Raw genomic sequence first — 24,386 nt, forward strand, 5'->3', positions numbered from 1 at the left:
ATGGTGGAATCAGAATCCACTGCCTTACCGCTTGGCGATACCCCAACAAATCTTTCAGGTTTAATACGCTAAAGTATTACACCTTAAATATGGTGGCTACGACGGGAATCGAACCTGTGACCCCAGCATTATGAGTGCTGTGCTCTAACCAGCTGAGCTACGTAGCCAAATTTTACTGCTTACCCAGTCATCGACTGGCTGGGGTACCTGGATTCGAACCAGGGAATGCCGGTATCAAAAACCGGTGCCTTACCGCTTGGCGATACCCCATCAAAGCAACGCTTATTGGGAATGGTGCGGGAGGCGAGACTTGAACTCGCACACCTTGCGGCGCCAGAACCTAAATCTGGTGCGTCTACCAATTTCGCCACTCCCGCAAAAAAGATGGTGGCTACGACGGGAATCGAACCTGTGACCCCAGCATTATGAGTGCTGTGCTCTAACCAGCTGAGCTACGTAGCCATCTTTTTTTCGCGTTACCTTATCGGCGTTGCGGGGCGCATTATGCGTATTGGGCCTGACAGCGTCAATATTTTTTTCATCGAAAATTGCCGTAATGTGACTGTTTGGTTAGGTTGCGAACAGCATGGCTGCTTTATTCAACAAAATTCGAATTTATTCATGAAATCAGTGATACAAAAAAATACAGGCCCCGCAGGGCCCGTAAGAATAACCGTCGTTTATTAATAAGCAGACTGGTGAATACCCACTGCGCGGCCCGACGGATCGTTCATGGTTTTGAATGCTTCATCCCACTCGAATGCTTTAGCCGAAGAGCAGGCGACGGACGGACCGCCTGGTACGCATTCTGCTGCGCTTGGCAGCGGGAACAGTTCTTCAAAAATTTCGCGGTACAAATACGCTTCTTTTGAGGCAGGCGTGTTGTACGGGAAGCGGTAGCTGGCGGTCGCCAGTTGCTGATCGGTCACCTGCTGCGCAGCCACTTCTTTCAGTGTATCGATCCAACTGTAACCTACGCCGTCGGAGAACTGCTCTTTCTGGCGCCACGCCACGCTTGCTGGCAGATAGGATTCAAAACATTCGCGCAGAATGTGTTTTTCCATTTTGCCGTTGCTGCCACACATTTTGTCCTGCGGGTTGATGCGCATTGCCACGTCGAGGAACTTCTTATCGAGGAACGGAACGCGTGCTTCAACGCCCCAGGCCGACATCGCTTTGTTCGCACGCGCACAGTCAAACATATGCAGCGCTTGCAGTTTACGCACAGTTTCTTCATGCAATTCTTTGGCATCCGGCGCTTTATGGAAGTAGAGATAGCCGCCGAATACTTCATCGGACCCTTCGCCAGAGAGCACCATTTTGATACCCATCGCTTTGATTTTACGCGACATCAGGTACATTGGCGTTGAAGCGCGAATGGTCGTCACATCATAAGTTTCGATGTGATAGATAACGTCGCGGATAGCATCGAGACCTTCCTGCACGGTGAAGTGAATTTCATGGTGCACGGTGCCGAGATGGTTAGCCACTTCCTGTGCGGCTTTTAGATCCGGCGCGCCTTTCAGGCCTACGGCAAAGGAGTGCAATTGTGGCCACCAGGCTTCAGAACGCTCTTGATCCTCAACGCGACGCGCAGCGAATTTCTTGGTGATCGCTGAAATGACGGAAGAGTCCAGACCGCCTGAAAGCAGCACGCCATACGGCACGTCTGACATCAGATGGCTCTTCACAGAATCTTCCAGCGCCTGGCGCAGCTCGGCTTTATCCGTCACGTTGTCTTTTACGGCGTCATAGTCAAACCAGTCGCGCTGATAGTAAGAACGGATTTCACCGTCTTTGCTCCACAGATAGCTGCCTGCCGGAAACTCTTTAATCGTGCGGCAAACCGGCACCAGCGCTTTCATTTCGGAGGCAACATAAAAGTTGCCGTGCTCATCGTGGCCCATGTACAGCGGAATAATACCGATATGGTCGCGGCCAATCAGGTAAGCATCTTTTTCACTGTCATACAGGGCGAAAGCAAACATCCCCTGCAAATCGTCGAGGAATTCCGGGCCTTTCTCCTGATACAAAGCAAGGATCACTTCACAGTCGGAACCGGTCTGAAATGCATAGCGATCGCCATATTCTGCGCGCAGTGCCTGATGGTTGTAGATTTCACCGTTAACTGCCAGCGCATGCGTTTTTTTCTCGTTATACAGCGGCTGCGCGCCAGCGTTGACGTCAACAATAGACAGACGCTCATGGGCCAGAATAGCTTTGTCACTTGCATATACGCCTGACCAATCCGGGCCACGGTGGCGCATCAGGCGGGATAATTCCAGCGCTTTTTTACGTAATTCTGCTGCGTCGGTTTTAATATCCAGTACGCCAAAAATTGAACACATAAACTTCTCCATTAACCTTGAGGGTATTGCTGCAATGTTGTGTGCTTGCATCCAAAATGCCGCAAAAGCGCAGGGGTGTGCAAGCCTTTTGCGTCCATGAACGTAAAAAGTGCAATAGTGATTATCGAATGCTGAAAAAAGAGTACAGATTGAACTCAGTTATTGATGGATCAGCAAAATAAAACGCTTTTTATTGAATAGCGTTGTTTTTTTATCATGCTCAAAATGAAAAGCCACGCCCGAAGACGTGGTTTCTGTCAGATAACATCAATTTCCGCGACGGAGGGATAAATCCACGAAGGGCGAAATGGCATGGCATCAATATCATCGATTTGCGAAACACCCGAAAGCACCAGGATAGTCTCCAGACCGGCCTGAAAACCAGCCAGTATGTCGGTGCGCAGGTTGTCGCCGACAATCACCGTCTGTTCCGAGTGCGCCTGCATTGTATTCAGCGCGGCGCGGATGATCCACGGGCTGGGTTTGCCGACGTAAAACGGTTTACGGCCAGAAATCTTTTCGATACCAGCACACAGTGCGCCGCACGCAGGGTAAAAACCGCGTCCGTGGGTGTCCGGGTTGGTGGCGATAAAACGTGCACCATTGGCGACAAAGAAGGCCGCTTTGTGCATCATTTCCCAGTTATAGGAGCGGGTCTCGCCGACGATGACAAAATCCGGGTTGATGTCGGTAATGGTAAAGCCTGCTTTATAAAGCTCATGGATCAGTGCGCCTTCACCAACAACGTAGGCCTTTTTCCCTTCCTGACGCTTGAGAAAATCCGCGGTAGCCATGGCCGAGGTATAAAAGACGCTGGCGGGCACATCAATACCGGCGGAAATAAAGCGGTTCGCCAGATCCTGGCCGGTTTGAGAAGGGTAATTCGTCAACAGCACTAGCGGCATACCTTTTTCAAGGATGCGCGTGATGAACTCTGCCGCGCCAGGCACCGCTACGTTATCGTGCATCAGCACGCCGTCGATATCACAGATTACATTCTGAATGGTCATGGACTGTCCGGATAAAAATGAAGTAATAACTATAAACCCTGTCAGTTTTCCAGCAAACGTTGCAGCAGCAGACCGTTCAACATGGCGCGTTTCACCAGTGCGAATGCGCCGATAGCCGAGCGATGATCCAGCGTAGAGGGAACCACCGGCAGGTTTTTGCGAAACGCTTTCAGCGCCTGGGTATTGATGCAGGCTTCAATGGCGGGGAGCAGGACTTTGCTGGCTTCAACAATCTCGCCTGCGATCACTACTTTTTGCGGATTAAACAGGTTGATGGCAATCGCAATGGTCTTGCCAAGATGGCGGCCGACATATTCGATCACTTCACAGGCCAGCGCGTCACCTTTATTTGCGGCTTTACAGATCGTTTTAATTGAACAATCGTCTGACGTGAGGCGGCTTTGATAACCCTGTTCCAGCAGATGGTGCACGCGCTGTTCAATAGCAGCATTGGCGGCGATAGTCTCCAGACAGCCGAAGTTACCACAGTGGCAGCGTTCGCCCAGCGGTTCGACCTGCACGTGACCGATCTCGCCTACGTTACCGTTACGACCAATAAAAATACGGCCGTTGGAGATGATCCCGGCACCCGTGCCGCGATGCACGCGCACCAAAATAGAGTCTTCGCAGTCCTGACTTGCCCCAAAATAGTGCTCGGCAAGCGCCAGACTACGGATGTCATGACCAACAAAGCAGGTCAATTTAAAGCGTTTTTCCAGTGCTTCCACCAGCCCCCAGTTTTCGACCTGGATATGCGGCATGTAACGGATGACGCCGCTTTCCGGATCGACCAGTCCCGGCAGGATGACCGAAATGGCGATCAGTTCGCGGATCTTCCTCTGGCTGGTTTCAATAAACAGACTGATGGTATTAAGCAGCGCATGCTCGAGTGTTTCCTGGGTGCGTTCCGGTAAAGGGTAGTGCTCTTCGGCCAGCACTTTACTGCTCAGATCGTACAACGTCAGCGTGGTGTCATAGCGGCCAAGACGCACGCCGATAGCCTGGAAATTGCGGGTTTCGGTGACGATGGAGATGGCGCGGCGGCCTCCGGTGGAGGCCTGTTGATCGACTTCTTTGATCAATCCGCGTTCAATCAGTTGACGCGTGATTTTGGTCACGCTGGCAGGAGCAAGTTGGCTTTGTTCGGCAATCTGAATGCGCGAAATGGGGCCATGTTGATCAATCAGGCGGTATACCGCCGCGCTGTTAAGCTGTTTTACGAGGTCAACGTTACCAATTTGAGCCTGTCCGCCTGATGTCATACTTTCTCTTTATACAGTGATGACCTCGTTGCCATTAACGATGGTCTTGATGATTTTATAATCGCGTGTGAACGCTGTCAGGTTCGCCACTTTGCCGATGGCGAGGCTGCCTAAGCGGTTGTCAACGCCAATGGCGCGAGCGGGGTAGAGTGTTGCCATACGCAGCGCTTCGTCCAGTGCGATGCCGACATGCTCTACCAGATTGCGTACCCCTTCAATCATTGTCAGGGAGGAGCCGCTCAGCGTTCCGTTTTCATCCACACACAACCCGTTCCGGTAGTATATTGTTTTGCCAGCAAAAATAAATTGATCAATGTTTGCACCCGCTGGCGCGGTAGCGTCAGTCACCAGACAAAGTTTGTCACCTTTCAGACGCTTAGCGTTACGGATATTAACGTAATCGACGTGCAACCCGTCTGCAATAACGCCACAGTAAACATCCGCATCATCGAGCACTGCACCAGTCAGGCCCGGCTCACGACCGGTAATGTATGGCATGGCATTATAAAGGTGGGTCGCAAAAGAAATCCCGGCGCGGAACCCGGCTTTCGCTTCTTTCAGCGTGGCGTTAGAGTGCCCGGCGGAGACCACAATGCCTGCATCCGCCAGTTGACGAATCACTTCATCGCCTGCTATTTCCGGTGCCAGTGTTACCTTGGTAATAACATCGGCATTCTGGCACAGAAAATCGACCAGCGTAGGTTCCGGTTTACGCACAAATGCCGGATTATGGGTACCTTTTTTAACGAGATTTAGCCACGGTCCTTCCAGATGAAGACCGAGTGCCTGATTGGGATATTTCGCCAGATAATCGCGCATCACCTGCACGCCCTGTTTCATTAACTCGTCACTGGCGGTGATCAGTGTCGGCAGATAGCTGGTGCAGCCGGATCTTTCGTTCGCCTGCTGCATGATCTCCAGCGTTTTCACGCTTACCGCTTCTGCGGTGTCATTAAATTGCACGCCGCCGCAGCCGTTAAGCTGCACGTCGATAAAGCCGGGGGCAAGAATGGCGCCATTCAACGAGCGTTGTTCGATTCCCGTCGGCAACTCGTCCTGTGGGCAAAGACGTTCAATCAGGCCATTGGCAATCACAACCGATTGATTATCGAGAATTTCATGGCCGGTGTAGATTCGGCAATGGGTTAAAGCATACATAACGACCCCCGGTTACAAATATATACCACTCCGCAGTCATCCCTTACGGAGTGGAAACTGAATTACAGACCTTTGATATTTTCCGCTTCTAACTCGTTGAAGTACTTCAGCGTTTTAACTTTCAGCTCCATCGTAGACGGTTCATCGCAGACGATAACTGCTTTCGGATGCAACTGCAGGCAGCTAATGGTCCACATATGATTTACGTTGCCTTCTACTGCCGCCTGTAGGGCCTGCGCTTTTACGCCGCCAAGTACCAGGATCATCACTTCTTCTGCATCAAGCAGCGTGCCCACACCGACAGTCAGCGCGTATTTCGGCACCAGGTCCACGTCGCCATCAAAAAAGCGAGAGTTCGCCACGCGGGTGTCATGAGTCAGGGTTTTAATGCGCGTGCGTGAAGCCAGAGAAGAGGCCGGTTCGTTAAACGCAATGTGCCCGTCGTTACCTACACCGCCCATAAACAGGTGAATTTTGCCGTAGGAACGGATTTTTTCTTCATAGCGGCGGCATTCTGCGTCAATATCAGGCGCATTGCCATCCAGCAGGTTAATATTTTCTGCCGGAATATCAACGTGATCAAAGAAGTTGCGGTGCATAAAGCTGTGATAGCTTTCCGGATGCTCTTTCGGCAGGCCAACATATTCGTCCATGTTGAAGGTGACAACGTATTGAAAACTAACCTGGCCTGCTTTGTGCATCTCAACCAGTGCTTTGTAAGCGGTGAGCGGCGTACCACCGGTTGGCAGACCAAGGATAAACGGACGATCTGCCGTCGGTTTGAATGCGTTGATACGATTTACGATATGGCGGGCTGCCCATTTTCCGACTTGTTCGGCAGTCGCCAGGGGAATCAGTCTCATTGTTCACCTCAAAGTTAAATGAATAAAGTTGGCGGAGTGCTTGCTGGCTCGGAGTTAATCGTAACCTTAATCCGTTACAGAGCGGGAGCACTCCGTCTTGATATTTTTGATCATAAAATAAGTTTTGTTTGTTTGCTAGCATTTGGGAGGTTTATTGACGATATTTAGTGATTGTAATCACAAAAAAAGTGCTTTTAATTTGCGGGGCGAATTAATTTTTCACACACTCTGCAAGGTAGTGAAAAAATAGCCGTGATTTCAGGTTAGTTACACAATAAAAAACGACTGTTTCAGTGGGCTCACGATGGGTTCATAGGGGGAATAAAAGTGAGTATTCTAGGTTATTTACAAAAGATTGGCCGTGCGCTGATGGTGCCTGTCGCCACTCTGCCTGCGGCGGCAATACTGATGGGTGTCGGCTACTGGATTGACCCGATTGGCTGGGGTGGACAAAACGCACTGGCGGCGTTTTTCATTCAGTCCGGCTCTGCCATTATCGATAACATGGGTGTGCTGTTCGCGGTGGGTGTTGCTTACGGTATGTCCAAAGATAAAGATGGCGCTGCTGCGCTTGCTGGCTTTGTCGGTTTCCTGGTATTGACTACGCTGTGTTCGCCTGCTGCGGTTGCCATGATCCAGAAGATTCCGGCGGATCAGGTGCCTGCTGCATTCGGCAAAATCAAAAACCAGTTTGTTGGCATTCTGGTCGGGATCATTGCCGCTGAACTTTACAACCGCTTCAGCAATGTCGAGTTGCCGAAAGCACTTTCCTTCTTCAGTGGCCGCCGTCTGGTGCCGATCCTCACATCGTTTGTGATGATCGTGGTCGCTTTCATCATGATGTTTATCTGGCCGGTTGTGTTTAGCGGTCTGGTAGGTTTTGGTGAACATATCCAGAAATTGGGGTCAATCGGTGCGGGTGTCTACGCCTTCTTTAACCGTCTGCTGATCCCGGTTGGTCTGCATCATGCGCTGAACTCCGTGTTTTGGTTCGATGTTGCTGGTATCAATGACATTCCTAACTTCCTTGGCGGCGCACAGTCTATCGAAGCCGGTAAAGCGGTTGTCGGTGTCACCGGTCGTTATCAGGCGGGCTTCTTCCCGATCATGATGTTCGGTTTGCCCGGCGCTGCGCTGGCGATTTACCACTGCGCTCGTCCAGAAAACAAAGCTAAAGTACTGGGCATCATGATGGCCGGCGCATTTGCCTCGTTCTTTACCGGTATTACTGAGCCGCTGGAATTCTCCTTCATGTTCGTGGCGCCGGTATTGTATGTCATCCACGCAATCCTGACCGGTATCTCTGTTTTCATTGCCGCGAGTATGCACTGGATTGCCGGTTTCGGCTTCAGTGCGGGTCTGGTGGACTTGGTGCTCTCTTCGCGTAACCCGCTGGCAACCCATTGGTGGATGCTGATCCCGCAGGGGCTGGTATTCTTCGTTATTTACTACGTGATCTTCCGCTTTACGATCAGCAAATTTAACCTGCTGACGCCGGGTCGTGAGCTGGCGGTTGCCGGTGATGAAACTGATGGTCAGGATGTAAACGTAAGCGCGGATTCCGCACAGGATGTGAGTGGGCTGGCGCGTCAATATATTGCCGCAGTTGGCGGTACTGATAACCTGACCGGCATTGATGCTTGTATCACCCGTTTACGTCTGAACGTGAAAGATTCTGCACTGGTGAACGAGACGCTGGCTAAACGACTTGGGGCAACCGGTGTTATTCGTCTCAACAAAACCAGCGTGCAGATCATCGTTGGTTTTGTGGCGGAAAAAATCGCCAATGCGATGAAGACTTCCGGTCATGTTCCAGCTGCAGGTAATGCAGCGCCAGCCGCTGCGCCAGTGGCGAGTGCTAAGCCTCAGGCTGTACCGAACGCAACCGTGATTGCTGAACTGGTATCGCCGGTAACGGGTGAGCTGGTTGCGCTGGAACAAGTGCCTGACGAAGCGTTTGCCAGCAAAGCTGTCGGTGACGGTGTGGCGGTGAAACCAACGGACAAAACCGTGGTGTCACCTGCTGCCGGGACCATCGTTAAAATCTTCAACACCAACCATGCGTTCTGCCTCGAAACTGAAAAGGGCGCGGAGATCGTTGTCCATATGGGTATCGATACCGTCGCGCTGAACGGTCAGGGCTTTACTCGCCTGGTGGAAGAGGGGGCCGAAGTGGTGGCAGGTCAGCCGATTCTGGAAATGGATCTGGATTACCTGAACGCTAACGCGCGCTCCATGATTAGCCCGGTCGTTTGCAGCAATATCGACGACTTCAGCGGCCTGGTGATTCAGGCGAAAGGTCAGGTCGTTGCGGGCCAGACGCCACTGTATGAGATTAAAGGCAAGTAATCGCTCCTGAGTAGAGTCATGCCTTAAGCGGTGGGGGTTTTCCTCCGCCGCTTTTTTTTGCAGCAATTGCCCCCATTATTTTCTTCAGAGACGTTTTAAGGGTTGTCACTACGTCCGGCTTATAAGATCATATGCCGTTATACGTTGTTTACGCCTTGAGGAACCCGTGATGAGTGAGGCAGAAGCCCGCCCGACTAACTTTATTCGCCAGATTATTGATGAAGATTTGGCCAGTGGTAAGCACACTACTATCCACACCCGTTTTCCACCAGAGCCGAATGGCTACCTGCACATCGGTCATGCGAAATCTATCTGTCTGAACTTCGGCATCGCACAAGATTACCAGGGCCAGTGCAATCTGCGTTTTGATGATACTAACCCGGCTAAAGAAGACATCGAATATGTTGAGTCGATCAAAAACGACGTGCAATGGTTGGGCTTTCACTGGTCTGGCGACATCTGCTACTCCTCGGATTACTTCGACAAGTTGTATCAGTATGCCATCGAACTGATCAACAAAGGTCTGGCCTATGTTGATGAGCTTTCTGCTGATGAAATCCGTGAATATCGCGGTACGTTGACTCAGCCGGGAAAAAACAGCCCGTTCCGCGATCGCAGCGTAGAAGAGAACCTCGCCCTGTTTGAGAAAATGCGTTCCGGCGGCTTTGAAGAAGGTAAAGCATGCCTGCGAGCGAAGATCGATATGGCATCGCCGTTTATCGTGATGCGCGATCCGGTGCTGTATCGCATTAAATTTGCAGAACACCACCAGACAGGCAACAAGTGGTGCATCTACCCGATGTACGACTTTACCCATTGCATCAGCGATGCGCTGGAAGGTATTACGCACTCTCTCTGTACGCTGGAATTCCAGGACAACCGCCGTCTTTACGACTGGGTGCTGGATAACATCACCATTCCGGTTCATCCGCGGCAGTATGAGTTTTCACGTCTGAATCTCGAATACACTGTGATGTCGAAGCGCAAACTGAATCAGTTAGTGACTGAGTCGCATGTGGAAGGCTGGGATGATCCACGTATGCCGACCATCTCCGGTCTGCGTCGCCGTGGTTATACTGCTGCTTCTATCCGTGAATTCTGTAAACGCATAGGTGTGACCAAGCAGGACAACACCATCGAAATGGCTTCGCTGGAGTCCTGTATCCGTGAAGATCTTAACGAGAATGCACCGCGTGCAATGGCTGTTATCGATCCGGTGAAACTGGTTATCGAAAACTATCCGCTGGGCAGCAGCGAAATTGTCACTATGCCGAACCACCCAAATAAACCGGAGATGGGCACGCGCGAAGTGCCGTTTAGTGGTGAGATCTGGATTGATCGGGCAGATTTCCGTGAAGAAGCGAATAAGCAGTACAAACGCCTGGTGCTGGGCAAAGAAGTGCGCCTGCGCAACGCGTATGTCATTAAGGCTGAACGTGTAGAGAAAGATGACGAAGGTAATATCACTACCATTTTCTGCTCTTATGATGCGGATACTCTGAGCAAAGATCCGGCTGATGGCCGTAAAGTTAAAGGTGTGATTCACTGGGTAAGCGCACAGCATGCGTTGCCGATAGAGATCCGTCTCTATGATCGCCTGTTCAGTGTACCGAACCCGGGCGCGGCGGACGATTTTCTTGCCACCATCAATCCGGAATCACTGGTGATCAAACAGGGTTATGCCGAACCGTCCCTGAAAGAAGCGCAGGCAGGTAAAGCATATCAGTTCGAGCGCGAAGGTTATTTCTGCCTCGACAGCCGCTATGCAAGCGCTACCAAAGCGGTCTTCAACCGTACCGTTGGGCTGCGCGATACGTGGGCAAAAATGGGTGACTGATTAAGTCAGCCACGGACAATCAGCTTAAAACGCCGCGAATAGCGGCGTTTTTTTTTGCTTAGTCAAGAGATCATTATCGCTTATTTAATTCGCGACGAGAATTAATGTTGTCCCTTATTGATATTGACTTAATTCTCCTGAAAAAGTTAATTCCTCCAAAATTTCAAGATAAATATAATATTTAATCGCCAAAAGTTAGTTATATTTGCTGACTTAATGCGATTAAGTTAATCATTTAACCATTCAATGTAGTTTGTTTCAAAACGCTACAAATTATGTGCGCTCCATCATAATCCTGTATTTTACTCACTAAAAAACGTTGATAATTCGCGACGCGAAAAATAGTCTTGGGCCGGTAGTTACTTCGGGGGTATTTCATAACTACCTAAACTTTTTGATTTTTTTCTCGCTGTTTCGGCGGGGTATATGCGTCCAGAAGGAATCACTCATGCGTATGTTTAGTGGCAAACGTAGTGCACTGGCACTGGCTATTGCCAGTGTCACAGCTATGTCCGGTTGGGTTGTATCTCCACAGGCTCATGCAGCCGGTTTTATCGATGATTCCACGCTCACGGGCGGTATTTATTACTGGCAGCGTGAACGTGACCGCAAAGATGTTCTGGAAAATAAATACAAAACCAATCTTTCGCACTCGACATGGAATGCCAATCTGGATTTCCAGTCTGGCTATATTGCTGACACGTTCGGCCTGGATATTGCGGCTTTTACCGCGATTGAAATGACAGAAAACGGCGACAGTGCACATCCGAACGAAATTGCCTTCTCCTCCAGTAACAAGGCCTACAAAGAAGACTGGTCAGGAGATAAAAGCGGGATCAGCCTGTATAAAGCCGCCGCTAAATTTAAATATGGCCCGGTTTGGGCGCGCGCGGGCTACATTCAGCCAACCGGTCAAACACTGTTAGCACCGCACTGGAGCTTTATGCCGGGTACCTACCAGGGCGCGGAAGCTGGGGCGAGTGTTGATTACGGTGATGCAGGGGCTCTGAGTTTCTCGTATATGTGGACCAATGAATACAAGGCGCCATGGCACATCGAGATGGATAAGTTTTATCAGAACGACAGAAAAACCAAAGTCGACTATCTACACTCGCTCGGCGCGAAATATGACTTCAAAAACGACCTGGTGCTGGAGGCCGCATTTGGCCAGGCAGAGGGCTACGTTGACCAATACTTTGCTAAAGCCAGCTACAAATTTGATGTGGCAGGCAGCCCGCTCAGCACCAGCTACCAGTTCTACGGTACCCGCGACAAAGTTAGCAATGGCGGCGTGAACGATATTTATGACGGCACTGCATGGCTGCAAGCGTTGACCTTCGGCTACAAAATAGGTCAGGTCGATTTGCGTCTTGAAGGCACCCTCGTCAAAGCTGACGGCCAGCAAGGATACTTCCTGCAACGTATGACGCCAACCTATGCGTCATCCAATGGACGCCTCGACATCTGGTGGGATAACCGCTCTGACTTTAATGCCAACGGTGAAAAAGCCCTCTTCTTTGGCGCAATGTATGACCTGAAGAACTGGAACCTGCCCGGTTTTACAGTCGGTGCATCTTACGTCTATGCGTGGGATGCGAAGCCGGCCGATATGGCCACACCGGACGCGTATTACAATCCCAACTACCGCCTGAAAGAGTCCGCTTACAGCCTGGATGGGATTTATACCGTTCAGGATGGTCGCGCCAAAGGCACGATGTTCAAGCTGCACTTTACCCAATACGACAACCATTCCGACATTCCAAGCTACGGCGGCGGCTACGGCAACATCTTCCAGGATGAGCGCGACGTGAAATTTATGGTTATCGCACCGTTCACCATCTTCTGATGCGTTTGCCGGAGTATGCCCGGCTCGAAATACAAGGAATATGTAATGAAAACAGTACGTTTAAGCATCTTAGCCAGCACAATTTTCGGGGTATTAAGCAGCCCCGCGCTGGCAAACCAGAGTACCGTCGACGCCATCAGCCAGTTTCATCTTAACTACGCGGTGAAAGATAACTTTGCCGCACGGAATGGCACTGATTGTGCGAAGCTTGGTGCCGACTGGGCTTCCTGCAATAAAGCGGTGATCACCCTGACCAATAATGGTGAAGCTGTAACTGACAAGGATTGGGCAATTTACTTCCATAGCATCCGTCCGGTACTGGAGGTGGCAAATGACCAGTTCAAAGTCACCCATATTATGGGCGATCTGCATAAGCTGGAGCCGACGGAAAAATTTACCGGCTTCCCGGCAAAGCAGGTGGTGGAAATTCCGGTTGTTAATGAATACTGGCAGTTGTTTGTCACCGATGTGCTACCTCGATGGTATGTGACGTCTGAAGGTGCGACGGCAAAAGTGATCGCCAATACCGATACCGAAGATTTGCTCCAGTTTGTTACGCCACTCGACGGCCAGTGGAAACGTACGCCGGATGATAAAAACATTCTGATGACTGCGGAAGCGCGCTTTGAGAAAAATAGCGACGTCAACGCGCTGAACCTCGCCACGTTGCGCGGCCAGATTATCCCCACGCCGCAGAAGGTAAAAATCTCCGGTCAGGATGTGGATCTAAGCAAAGGCGTGAAGCTCGATCTCTCTGCGCTAGGCGCGGATGCGCAGGAAGCGGTGAAGTCACGCTTCGCGCTACTGGGCGTCAAAGAGGGCCGCTATCCCATTCGTACCGAGATCGCCGTGAAGGACTTTGTGGGTAATGAAGCCATATCTGGTGCCTACCAGTTGCGCATTGAGGCAAATGAAGCGGTGATAACGGGTTTTGATCAGGCTGGTGTGTTCTATGGCCTGCAATCTTTACTGTCGTTGATCCCTTCCAGTGGCCAACAGAAAATCGCACAGCTTGAAGCGAAAGACGCGCCGCGTTTTGATTATCGCGCTATTCAGCTTGATGTAGGACGTAACTTCCACAGCAAAGATGCCGTACTGCGCCTGCTGGATCAGATGTCAGCTTATAAGTTGAACAAATTCCACTTTCACCTTACCGATGACGAAGGTTGGCGTATTGAGATCCCAGGTCTTCCTGAGTTGACCGACATCGGCAGTAAACGTTGCCACGATCTGAGCGAGAAAACGTGCTTGCTGCCGCAACTGGGTTCCGGTCCTGACAGCAACAACAATGGTAGCGGCCATTTTAGTCGTACTGATTACATCGACATACTGAAGTACGCGAAAGCGCGACAGATTGAAGTGATCCCGGAAATTGATATGCCGGCACACGCCCGTGCTGCGGTGATCTCAATGGAAGCGCGCTATGAGCGACTGAACAAAGAGGGGAAAAACCAAGAGGCGAATCAGTACCGTTTGCTGGATCCAACAGATACCTCCAATACCACCGGGGTACAGTTCTATAACCGCACTGGCTATCTGAACCCGTGCCTTGATTCATCGCGCAATTTCGTCGATAAGGTGATTGGCGAAATCCAGCAAATGCACAAAGAAGCTGGCGTACCGCTGAACACATGGCATTTTGGCGGTGACGAAGCGAAAAACATCTATCTGGGAGCGGGTTATACCGACCAGGAAAAACCGGAAGCTGGCAAAGGCATCATCGATCAGAGCAAGCAGGACAAACCGTGGGCGAAATCTCAGGTCTGCCAGAACATGATCAAGGAGGGTAAGGTTGCCGATGTCGAGCATCTTTCCAGCTTCTTTGGTATTGAGGTCAGCAAGTTGGTGAAAGCGCACGGTATCGGCACCATGCAGGCGTGGCAGGATGGATTGAAAGATGCCAAAAATGCCGCCGAGTTTGCCACCGATCACGTCAATGTCAACTTCTGGGATACGCTCTACTGGGGAGGATTCGATTCGATAAATGACTGGGCAAACAAAGGGTTCCGCGTCATTGCCTCGAACCCGGACTATGTTTACCTCGACTTCCCGTACGAAGTCAATCCGGCGGAAAGTGGCTACTACTGGGGTACGCGCTTTAGCGATGAGCGGAAGATCTTCAGCTTTGCGCCGGACAACATGCCACAAAATGCTGAAACCTCACTGGATCGTGACGGAAATCCATTCAACGCGAAATCGGATAAACCGTGGCCGGGAGCCTATGGCCTTTCTGCTCAGTTGTGGAGTGAAGTGGTACGTACCGACAACCAGATGGAGTATATGATTTATCCACGTATGATTGCGGTCGCAGAGCGGGCCTGGCACCGCGCCGGTTGGGAACAGGATTATCAAGCTGGCCGCGAGTACAAAGGTGGTGAAACCCATCAGGTCGATGTAAAAGCGCTGGATAAAGACTGGACCCGCTTTGCAAATCTGTTAGGTCATCGTGAACTGGCAAAACTGGACAAAGCAGGCATCAGCTACCGCCTGCCTGTACCGGGTGCACGCGTGGTCGGCGGCAAGCTGGAAACCAATACCAGCTTCCCTGGAATGGTCGTTGAATATTCTACGGATGGTGGTAAAAACTGGCAGCATTACGATGATAAAGCTCGTCCTCAGGTGAGCGGGGAAGTGCAAGTCCGAACCGCCAGCCCGGATGGCAAGCGCTTCAGCCGTGTTGATAGCGTGAAAGCGTAATTATTGCTGAGGTAACCAGCCCGGCGGCGCAAACCTGCCGGGCATTTTTGTTTCTGTAGGGTACAAAAAAACCAACCCTAAGGCTGGTTTGAGTATGAAAAAGGATTATTTCGCGTCGTGTGCGTGTTCATCTTCGCGGCAGTCACCCTCGGCGCAGTGGCCGTACAGGTAAAGGCTGTGGTTCGTCAGGCGAATGCCATGTTTGGCGGCGATTTCACGCTGGCGCGCTTCGATGGAGTCATCACTGAATTCGATCACTTTGCCGCAGTCGAGGCAAATCAGATGATCATGGTGGTGCTGTTGAGTCAGTTCAAAAACGGATTTCCCGCCTTCGAAATTGTGACGGGTCACGATGCCGGCGTCATCAAACTGGTTCAATACACGGTATACTGTCGCCAGCCCGATCTCTTCACCCATGTCGATCAGCCGTTTGTATAAATCTTCCGCACTGACATGATGGTTGTCCGGTTCCTGAAGCACTTCCAGTATTTTTAACCGAGGAAGCGTGACTTTCAGGCCAGCCTTCTTTAATGCGATATTGTTGTCAGTCATGCGGAATCTGTCCTGTTGCTATACGATTCACTTCCTCAATGGAAGTTAGAAGGAATGCACCTGGGATAATGCGTCTCATTATAGAACTGCCATGGCTAAATGAAAACTGCAAGTCCTCAAGTAAAGTAAGCTTTTAAAACGTGGTGTCACCAGCAACTCCTGTGCTTCCAGACACCACTTTAGCAGGGCTTATTGTACAGCGATGGAGAAAAAAGTTAAAAATTTGTAGCAATTATTTCCATTGCTTTTACCTATTAATACCACGTAACCCACAGATTATGCGGCAAAATCAGGCGTTGATAATGTCATCAAGGTGCAGCTCTTCGCGCACTTGCTTAACCCATTTTTGTACACGTTCTGCGGTCAGCTCTGGCTGGCGATCTTCGTCAATTGCCAGACCAACAAAATGGTCATCATCAACCAGGCCTTTAGAGGCTTCAAAATGATAGCCCGCTGTCGGCCAGTGGCCCACAATGGTTGCGCCGCGTGGCTCAATAATATCGCGGATCGTACCCAGCGCATCACAGAAATATTCTGCATAGTCTTCCTGATCGCCGCAGCCAAACAGAGCCACTAACTTACCATTAAAATCAATGTCTTCCAGCGTCGGGAAAAAATCATCCCAATCGCACTGCGCTTCGCCATAATACCAGGTTGGAATGCCGAGCAACAGAATATCATATCCTTCGATATCTTCTTTGCTGCTCTTGGCAATGTCATGCACGTCGGCAACGTCTTTACCAAGCTGACTCTGAATCATTTTCGCAATATTTTCGGTGTTGCCGGTATCGCTGCCGAAGAAAATACCTGTAATTGCCATGAGTAAAATAACCTCTTGAAACATAATGAATATGATGGTGGCGCTACGCCCACAGATAAGGGCAATCATAGCAGAACAGAGAAGCGCGCGAAAACAGCTATCGCCGCAGAGTGCACTGTATGACACATGAAAACGTAAAAATAAGAGAGGTGATTCGGCGTAATTACTTTCCGCGCAGCGCGCTCAGCTGTGCCAGCAGCATCTCTTCGATAAGTTCGCTGCGGCTCATGTCGCGCGCATCGGCAAGTTCGTTTAACGCATCGACGGCTTCAACGTTCAGTTTTAGCTCGACGCGTTTAAGCCCACGAACTTTATCGCGTTTTAGCTGATTGCGTTTGTTGATGCGTAACTGTTCATCACGCGAGAGCGGATTCGTCTTCGGCCGTCCCGGGCGACGCTCATTCGCGAACAGATCCAGGGTTGTACGGTCCGTTTGTTCTTTAGCCATGTTTAAGCATACTACGGGAAAGACAAGCAATCGGGCTGCCGCCCGGGCTGAATAGCGCGCCATCATACATCAGCATAACGGGCGCGCCAACGGGCGGACGCGTTCTGGCAACCGGTCGCCGTCTTTTTAATCAGTTTGACTTTTCAGCGAGATAACGGTTAATTGCCCGCATTACTGCTTCAGGTTTTTCCGCATGCACCCAGTGGCCGGCACCAGCAATCACATGCGCGCGTGCCTGCGGGAACTGCTCAAGCAAAGCGCTCCGGTACTGCTCTGTAACGTAAGGGGAGTTGCCGCCGCAGACAAACAGTGCCGGATGAGGCCACGCGGGGATGGTTTCCCAGCCGACAATATGCGGATATTGCTCCCATAACACCGGCACATTGAAACGCCACGCACCCGCAACAAACGATTTCAGCAGAAACTGGATCACGCCTTCTTCTTTTACATACTGGTGCATTAGCGAAGCCGCTTGCTGGCGCGTAGTGACCTGCGCGTCAGTGACTGCATTGATTGCGGCAAATATCTCGTCATGGCGGCGAACGTGATAATCGACCGGTGCAATATCAATGGCCACCAGCTTTTCCACGCGCTCCGGCGCCAGTGCAGACAGGGCCATCACGGCTTTACCGCCCATTGAGTGACCGATAAAGGTCGCTTTGTCGATCTGGTGGGCATCGAGCGTGTCCAGCAGATCCTGCGCCATTGCCGGATAGTTCATCTCGTCGGAACGGGGGGAAAGACCGTGGTTGCGCATATCTACCTGCACCACGTCGTACTCCGGCACCAGTTCGCGGGCCAGTACGCCGAGGTTATCGAGGCTACCAAACAGTCCGTGAACAAGGACGACTGGAGAATTATTGTGCGGATGTTGTGCAGATTGCGCTCGCGTATTCAATTTCATAGGAAAGTTCTTTTTTTCACTCTGGCGGGTTAGGTTATTATGGTGAACATTCTGCCGCCCGGCCGCAAGGTTAAGAATTACTCTTACTTTTGCCGCCATCCTGGTTTGACGCTATCCGATGTTGAGATTTCACTTTATAATCCCAACACTTGTATTCAGATTAGATATAGCACTGGATTAAGATGAAAACGATTGAAGTTGATGATGAGCTCTACAGTTATATTGCCAGCCACACTAAACATATCGGCGAGAGCGCATCCGACATTTTACGGCGCATGTTGAAATTTTCCGCCGTATCACCGGCACAGCCAGCTGCTTCTCTTGCTCCGGTAAAAGAGCCGCGAGCCGTCGTCACTGTCGAAAGCATCAAACCGGCTAATACCGCAAAAGATAAAGTCCGCGCCGTGCGTGAACTGCTCCTCTCTGATGAATATGCCGAGCAGAAAAAGGCCGTCAATCGTTTCCTGATGGTGCTCTCTACCCTCTATTCACTCGACGACAAAGGCTTTACGGAATCCACTGAATCTCTGCACGGGCGTACACGAGTATACTTTGCTGTCAATGAGCAAACCCTGCTGCAGAACGGCAACCAGACCAAGCCGAAGCAGGTGCCAAACACCCCTTACTGGGTCATCACCAACACCAATACGGGCCGTAAATGCAGCATGATTGAGCACATCATGCAGTCAATGCAGTTCCCGGCGGAATTGATTGAAAAAGTTTGCGGCACAATTTAATCCTTGCATTGAAAGGACCAGGCAATGGCTAACCACCCGCGTGCGGGTCAACCTGCACAACAGAGCGATTTGATTAACGTCGCCCAGCTTACTGCGCAGTACTATGTGTTGAAACCTGAAGTCGGTAATTCAGAACATGCTGTGAAATTTGGCACTTCTGGCCACCGCGGCAGTGCCCATCGTCACAGTTTCAACGAGCCACATATTCTGGCTATCGCTCAGGCGATTGCTGAAGAGCGTGCAAAAAACGGGATTACCGGGCCGTGCTATGTGGGTAAAGATACTCACGCGCTGTCTGAGCCAGCGTTTATCTCTGTGCTGGAAGTGCTGACAGCAAACGGTGTGGATGTGATCGTGCAGGAAAATAATGGCTTCACACCGACGCCTGCTATCTCAAATGCCATTCTGGTACACAACAAAAACGGTGGCGCGCAGGCGGATGGTATCGTTATCACCCCGTCGCATAACCCGCCGGAAGATGGTGGTATCAAGTACAACCCGCCTAACGGTGGGCCGGCGGATACCAACGTTACCAAAGTGGTGGAAGACCGCGCTAATGCGCTGTTGGCGGATGGCCTGAAAGGCGTAAAACGCCTTACGATGGATGCAGCACTGGCCTCAGGCCATGTGACAGAAAAAGATCTGGTGCAGCCTTTTATTGAAGGGCTGGCGGATATCGTCGATATGGCGGCAATCCAGAAAGCGGGCCTGAAACTGGGCGTCGATCCGCTGGGTGGTTCCGGTATTGAATACTGGAAGCGCATCGCGGAGTACTACAAGCTGGATCTGAGCATCGTTAACGATCATGTCGATCAGACCTTCCGCTTTATGCATCTGGATAAAGATGGCGCGATCCGTATGGATTGCTCCTCCGAATGTGCGATGGCGGGTCTGTTGGCGCTACGCGACAAGTTCGATCTGGCGTTTGCTAACGATCCAGACTATGACCGTCACGGTATCGTTACCCCGGCAGGGCTGATGAACCCGAACCATTACCTGGCGGTTGCTATCAACTACCTGTTCCAGCACCGTCCGCAGTGGGGCAAAGATGTTGCAGTCGGCAAAACGTTGGTCTCTTCTGCGATGATAGACCGCGTGGTTAATGACCTTGGCCGTAAGCTGGTGGAAGTGCCGGTGGGGTTCAAATGGTTTGTTGATGGTCTGCATGACGGCAGCTTTGGCTTTGGTGGTGAAGAGAGTGCAGGCGCGTCCTTCCTGCGTTTCGATGGTACGCCGTGGTCAACGGATAAAGATGGCATAATCATGTGCTTGCTGGCGGCTGAGATCACCGCCGTGACCGGGAAAAACCCACAGCAGCATTACGATGAGCTGGCGGCACGCTTCGGCGCACCGAGCTACAACCGTTTACAAGCTTCTGCCTCCTCTGCGCAGAAAGCCGCGCTGTCCAAACTCTCTCCGGAAATGGTGAGCGCCAGCACGCTGGCAGGCGACCCGATAACGGCGCGTTTGACCGCAGCTCCGGGCAATGGCGCATCGATTGGCGGCCTGAAAGTGATGACCGACAACGGCTGGTTCGCCGCGCGTCCGTCAGGTACTGAAGACGCCTACAAAATCTACTGCGAAAGTTTCCTCGGTGACGAACACCGGAAGCTGATTGAAAAAGAAGCGGTGGAAATTGTCAGCGAAGTGCTGAAAAACGCGTAATGAAAAGGCTCCTTCGGGAGCCTTAATTTTTTGCGGATCGAGTGTTGCCGCACCGGCTACAAACCTACCCCAGCGCCACCATCAGTGCACCAGCCGTAATTAACGCTACGCCAACTGCCGCAATCAGCGAGACTTTCTCGCCAAACAGGATCACGGCCAGGATCACAGCAAACACTACGCTCAGCTTATCGATGGGAGCAACCCGCGACACGTTGCCGCTTTTGATCGCCATAAAATAGAACAGCCACGACAGCGCGCCCGCGATGCCGCTCAGCACCACAAACAGCAGCGCTTTTTTATCGGCAAGCACGGTGGAAACCAGCGACAATTTGCCCTGCACCACGACCACACCGACCAGAAATACGGCCATTACCACCGCACGGATCGCCGTGGCGGTATTGGCGTCGAGATGTTGCAAACCGATCTTGCCGAAAATAGCTACCAGTGCAGCGGTGACCGCCGATAACAATGCATAAATTAGCCAGGCGCTCATCATTACCCCCCAAAAAAACAGCAGGATACGCCTTCAAAGCATAAACCGGTAGCCAATCCCTGTTTCAGTCAGTAAATGGCGAGGGCGGGCAGGATCGATTTCGAGTTTCTGGCGCAGATGGCCCATATAGATGCGCAGGTAGTGGCTGTGCTCGATGGCATTCGGCCCCCAGACCTGGCTTAGCAATTGTCGCTGAGTTAATACTTTGCCGTGATTATTCAGCAGCACGGCCAGCAGGCGAAATTCAATTGGCGTCAGATGGATCTCTTCCTCACCGCGCTGGATGCGGCGGTTAGCCAGATCGACGCGAATATCGGCAAAGGTCACCACCGGTTCGCCGGGGGTTGCGGACGCATGACGGCGCAGGGCAACGCGCAGACGGGCATGCAGCTCACCAATGCCAAAAGGTTTGCTGAGATAATCATCGGCACCGGCATCAAGAGCCGCAATTTTGTCGCTCTCTTCAGCACGTGCCGAAAGGACAATCACCGGCATCTGGCTCCACTGGCGCAAATCGCGGATAAAGTCCAGACCGTCGCCATCCGGCAAGCCCAAATCGAGGATCACCAGATCGGGTTTACGGGTAGCGGCTTCAATCAGGCCACGCTGTAAGGTCTCCGCTTCATGGACGCGCAATCCCTCAGCTTCCAGCGCGGTACGCAGAAATCGGCGAATAGCTTGTTCATCTTCGACAATCAGAACGTTGATCACAGTTCCTCAGATAATTCATCCAGTTGCGGCGGTGTTTCGCGGGGAAGTGTAACACAAAACAGCGCGCCCCCTTGTGGGCGATTGCGGGCACTAATGGTGCCGCCATGAACTTCAACAATCGCCTCGCAAATTGCCAGCCCAAGACCGACGCCAGGAATCGCAGACTCCTTCGTTCCCCGCGCGAACTTATCAAAAATGGCCTGCTCCTGTCCTGCCGGGATACCTGGCCCGTTATCCCACACATCCAGCATCAACTGTTGCGGTGTGTCATGGGCTGTAATGCCGATTTCCGCCCGCGGTCCTGCATATTTCACCGCATTTTCCAGCAGATTGATCAGCACCCGTTCAAATAATGGGCCATCAACATGTACCAGCATTAACGGGTCGGGCAGGGCAAGTTTGATATGTCGACCGCCAAGTCCGGGTTCCAGCGTTCTGAGTGCGCTGCCGACCACCTCTTCCAGCGTTAGCCACTCTTTTTTAAGATTAAAACCACCGGACTGAATACGCGCCATATCCAGTAGATTATTCACCAACCGCGTGGTATTCAGCACATGCTGACGGATTTCGTTAGCCTGCGGCGCATGCGAGGAGCCTTCACTTGCCAGATCGAGCGTCAGGATCTCTGCCTGGCCAAACAGTACAGTCAGCGGCGTGCGTAGATCGTGGGAGAGGGCAGCCAGCAAGGAGTTACGAATACTCTCGCGCTCACTGGCGAGGCGAGCCTGTTCTTCGCTGGTGGCTAACGCCTGGCGTTCAAGCGCACTGGCAACCAGCAGTGTGAAGGTTTCCAGCAGGCGTTGCTGCTCCGGGATCATCAACTGGCGCAAATTGGCCGGTTCCACAATCAATAACCCATGGGTTTTATGATCGCTTTTTAGCGGCAAAATTTGGTACGGCACACCGGGCAGGGTGTCGGTTCCCGCTCCGGCAGGCTGGCCTTTATCAAAGCTCCAGCGGGCAATCGCGTCATCCCAGGGCGTCATGCCGTGGGTTTGCGTCACCGCTTTCAGCTGGCTGTGGCTGTCCGGCAGCAACAATTTGCTGCGGGCATCAAAAGTAGACTGGATAAACGTTTCACTGGTGACGGCGATATCCTTGTTATTGCGCCCGACCGCCAGCGCTTTCGACATCTCATAAAGATGGCGGGTGCGCTGCTCGCGATAACGCGCAACGCGCGCCTGATAACGCACCCCGGCCGTGAGATTGCCAATGACCAAACCGACCGTCAGCATCACGCCAAAGGTCAGCAGATATTGCACATTGGAAACGGCCAGTGTGCCGCGCGGTGCAATAAAAAAGAGATCAAAACTGATGACGTTAATCACCGTGGCGAACGCAGATGGCCAACGCCCATAAAACAGCGCAATTAGCACCACGCCGAGCAGGTAGATCATCACCAGGTTGGCAGCATCGAAAGTGCTCAGCCACAGTGAGGCGATCAGCGTGATTGCTGCGCAAAGGGCCAGGGCGACGGCACAACCTTTCAGCTGTACCCGCCAGCGCTCAATAAACGGGCGTGTATCTCCGGCGCGAGAGATCAATGCTGCCGGCGCGTCGTCCAGCGCGATGATAAGCAGGTCGAGATCCGGTGCACGGCGCGCCAGCTTATCGGCAAATGTTTCCGGACGCCACCAGCGGTGCTTATTGCGTCGGCCAATAATAATTTTACCGAGGTTATGCTCGCGAGCGTAACGCAGAATCGCCTTCTCTTCAGCCGGATCGGAAAGTGTTGCCGTTTCGGCCCCCAGTTCCTGCGCAAGATGCAGAGCGCTTAAAATCGCCCGCCGTTGCGGTTCCGGCAATTTATGTAGCGATGGGGTTTCGACGTACACCGCATGCCAGACGCTGCCAAGTTTGGCCGCCAGTCGCGCCGCCGTGCGGATCAGCTTCTCATTGCCTGCGCCATGTCCGACGCAGAGCAGAATAGCATCACGTGTATGCCAGACTTTCTCTTCGCCCTGGCGATCACGCCAGGCGCGCATCTGATCGTCCACGCGGTCGGCAGTGCGGCGTAGCGCCAGTTCGCGCAGGGCAATAAGATTACCTTTACGGAAGAAGTGTTCGATAGCGCGCTCGGCCTGGCCGCCGATATAGACTTTGCCTTCGTGCAGGCGCTGGCGGAGATCGTCCGGCGGCAAATCAACCAGTACAACCTCATCCGCGTTGTCGAAAAAAGGATCCGGCACGGTTTCACGCACCTGGATACCGGTCACGCCGCTGACCACATCATTGAGGCTTTCCAGATGCTGCACGTTGACGGTTGTAAAGACATTGATGCCCGCTTCCAGCAGTTCTTCTACATCCTGCCAGCGTTTGGGATGGCGAGAGCCAGGAGCGTTACTGTGCGCCAGCTCGTCCATTAAAATCAGCGCCGGACGGCGCGCAAGGGCGTCATCCAGCGAAAACTCCTGAATAAGACGCCCACGATGGGCGATACGGTGCGGAGGCAGGGTTGCCAACCCTTCCAGCAGCGCGGCGGTCTCTTTGCGCCCGTGGGTCTCCACCACGCCAACGAGAATATCAAGCCCTTGCGCCCGCAGACGCTGCGCTTCCTGCAACATTGCGAACGTTTTGCCCACACCTGCGCAGGCGCCGAAAAAGACTTTCAACTTCCCCCGGTGCGCCGTTGCGGCGTGCTCCAGCAAGCGGTCAGGGTTAGGGCGCAAAGGCTCGTCAGTCATGC

General features: G+C 52.1%; 18 protein-coding genes and 4 tRNA genes. 6 read left to right on the forward strand and 16 right to left on the reverse strand.

All coding sequences use genetic code 11. The features are described from left to right. Window positions 1-90: 90 nt before the first annotated feature. The 9 genes from BM427_RS02500 to nagB form a co-directional block, all read right to left on the reverse strand. A tRNA-Met gene (locus BM427_RS02500) sits at window positions 91-167 on the reverse strand. 28 nt (window positions 168-195) lie between these two features. Further along, window positions 196-270, reverse strand: a tRNA-Gln gene (locus tag BM427_RS02505). Between the two features lie 22 nt (window positions 271-292). Further along, window positions 293-377, reverse strand: a tRNA-Leu gene (locus BM427_RS02510). Between the two features lie 8 nt (window positions 378-385). Beyond that, window positions 386-462, reverse strand: a tRNA-Met gene (locus BM427_RS02515). A gap of 221 nt (window positions 463-683) precedes the next feature. Then, window positions 684-2,348, reverse strand: coding sequence for an asparagine synthase B (gene asnB, locus BM427_RS02520; RefSeq protein WP_043954274.1), 1,665 nt, complete (start codon window positions 2,346-2,348; stop codon window positions 684-686). A gap of 257 nt (window positions 2,349-2,605) precedes the next feature. Continuing rightward, window positions 2,606-3,358 carry an HAD-IIA family hydrolase gene (locus tag BM427_RS02525; protein ID WP_007373873.1) on the reverse strand — a complete coding sequence of 251 codons (753 nt, stop codon included), beginning with the start codon at window positions 3,356-3,358 and terminating at the stop codon, window positions 2,606-2,608. 41 nt (window positions 3,359-3,399) lie between these two features. Beyond that, window positions 3,400-4,620: a DNA-binding transcriptional regulator NagC gene (gene nagC, locus BM427_RS02530; protein WP_090118919.1), complete on the reverse strand. Its 1,221-nt coding sequence runs from the start codon at window positions 4,618-4,620 to the stop codon at window positions 3,400-3,402. 9 nt (window positions 4,621-4,629) lie between these two features. Continuing rightward, window positions 4,630-5,778: an N-acetylglucosamine-6-phosphate deacetylase gene (nagA, locus tag BM427_RS02535; protein WP_090118921.1), complete on the reverse strand. Its 1,149-nt coding sequence runs from the start codon at window positions 5,776-5,778 to the stop codon at window positions 4,630-4,632. Window positions 5,779-5,840: 62 nt separating this feature from the next. Next, a complete protein-coding gene (gene nagB, locus BM427_RS02540; RefSeq protein ID WP_090118923.1) occupies window positions 5,841-6,641 on the reverse strand; it encodes a glucosamine-6-phosphate deaminase in 801 nt (266 codons plus the stop codon). Window positions 6,642-6,968: 327 nt separating this feature from the next. On the opposite strand from nagB, the gene nagE reads away from it, so the two are divergent. From nagE to BM427_RS02565, 4 genes are all read left to right on the forward strand, one after another. Next, the gene (gene nagE, locus BM427_RS02545; protein ID WP_090118925.1) at window positions 6,969-8,990 is read left to right on the forward strand and encodes an N-acetylglucosamine-specific PTS transporter subunit IIBC; all 2,022 of its coding nucleotides are present in this window, start codon (window positions 6,969-6,971) and stop codon (window positions 8,988-8,990) included. 169 nt (window positions 8,991-9,159) lie between these two features. After that, window positions 9,160-10,827, forward strand: coding sequence for a glutamine--tRNA ligase (gene glnS, locus BM427_RS02550; protein WP_090118927.1), 1,668 nt, complete (start codon window positions 9,160-9,162; stop codon window positions 10,825-10,827). Between the two features lie 448 nt (window positions 10,828-11,275). Next, window positions 11,276-12,673, forward strand: a complete 1,398-nt coding sequence (gene chiP / locus BM427_RS02560) for a chitoporin ChiP (protein ID WP_090118929.1) — start codon at window positions 11,276-11,278, stop codon at window positions 12,671-12,673. 45 nt (window positions 12,674-12,718) lie between these two features. Continuing rightward, on the forward strand, window positions 12,719-15,370 hold the full coding sequence (locus BM427_RS02565; RefSeq protein WP_090118931.1) for a beta-N-acetylhexosaminidase: 2,652 nt from the start codon (window positions 12,719-12,721) through the stop codon (window positions 15,368-15,370). Between the two features lie 105 nt (window positions 15,371-15,475). On the opposite strand, the gene fur is transcribed toward BM427_RS02565, so the two are convergent. From fur to ybfF, 4 genes are all read right to left on the reverse strand, one after another. Next, a complete protein-coding gene (fur, locus tag BM427_RS02570; protein ID WP_090118933.1) occupies window positions 15,476-15,922 on the reverse strand; it encodes a ferric iron uptake transcriptional regulator in 447 nt (148 codons plus the stop codon). A gap of 289 nt (window positions 15,923-16,211) precedes the next feature. After that, window positions 16,212-16,742 (reverse strand): flavodoxin FldA, encoded by a 531-nt coding sequence (gene fldA / locus BM427_RS02575; RefSeq protein ID WP_007373882.1) that lies wholly within the window; start codon window positions 16,740-16,742, stop codon window positions 16,212-16,214. 163 nt (window positions 16,743-16,905) lie between these two features. Beyond that, window positions 16,906-17,190 carry a LexA regulated protein gene (gene ybfE / locus BM427_RS02580; RefSeq protein ID WP_007373883.1) on the reverse strand — a complete coding sequence of 95 codons (285 nt, stop codon included), beginning with the start codon at window positions 17,188-17,190 and terminating at the stop codon, window positions 16,906-16,908. Window positions 17,191-17,320: 130 nt separating this feature from the next. Continuing rightward, a complete protein-coding gene (ybfF, locus tag BM427_RS02585; protein WP_090118935.1) occupies window positions 17,321-18,094 on the reverse strand; it encodes an esterase in 774 nt (257 codons plus the stop codon). A 182-nt stretch (window positions 18,095-18,276) separates the two neighbouring features. On the opposite strand from ybfF, the gene seqA reads away from it, so the two are divergent. Beyond that, a complete protein-coding gene (seqA, locus tag BM427_RS02590; protein ID WP_090118936.1) occupies window positions 18,277-18,831 on the forward strand; it encodes a replication initiation negative regulator SeqA in 555 nt (184 codons plus the stop codon). A gap of 24 nt (window positions 18,832-18,855) precedes the next feature. After that, window positions 18,856-20,496 (forward strand): phosphoglucomutase (alpha-D-glucose-1,6-bisphosphate-dependent), encoded by a 1,641-nt coding sequence (gene pgm / locus BM427_RS02595; RefSeq protein ID WP_090118938.1) that lies wholly within the window; start codon window positions 18,856-18,858, stop codon window positions 20,494-20,496. 64 nt (window positions 20,497-20,560) lie between these two features. On the opposite strand, the gene BM427_RS02600 is transcribed toward pgm, so the two are convergent. From BM427_RS02600 to kdpD, 3 genes are read right to left on the reverse strand one after another with little or no spacing between them, the layout of a single operon-like run. Beyond that, a complete protein-coding gene (locus tag BM427_RS02600) occupies window positions 20,561-20,989 on the reverse strand; it encodes an EamA family transporter (protein ID WP_090120655.1) in 429 nt (142 codons plus the stop codon). Between the two features lie 33 nt (window positions 20,990-21,022). Then, window positions 21,023-21,700 (reverse strand): two-component system response regulator KdpE, encoded by a 678-nt coding sequence (kdpE, locus tag BM427_RS02605; protein ID WP_090118940.1) that lies wholly within the window; start codon window positions 21,698-21,700, stop codon window positions 21,023-21,025. Further along, window positions 21,697-24,384 (reverse strand): two-component system sensor histidine kinase KdpD, encoded by a 2,688-nt coding sequence (gene kdpD, locus BM427_RS02610; protein ID WP_090118942.1) that lies wholly within the window; start codon window positions 24,382-24,384, stop codon window positions 21,697-21,699. The genes kdpE and kdpD overlap by 4 nt, the downstream gene beginning before the upstream one ends. Window positions 24,385-24,386: the final 2 nt, after the last annotated feature.

It is taken from the genome of Kosakonia arachidis, assembly GCF_900116535.1.
GTDB classification, from domain to species: domain Bacteria; phylum Pseudomonadota; class Gammaproteobacteria; order Enterobacterales; family Enterobacteriaceae; genus Kosakonia; species Kosakonia arachidis.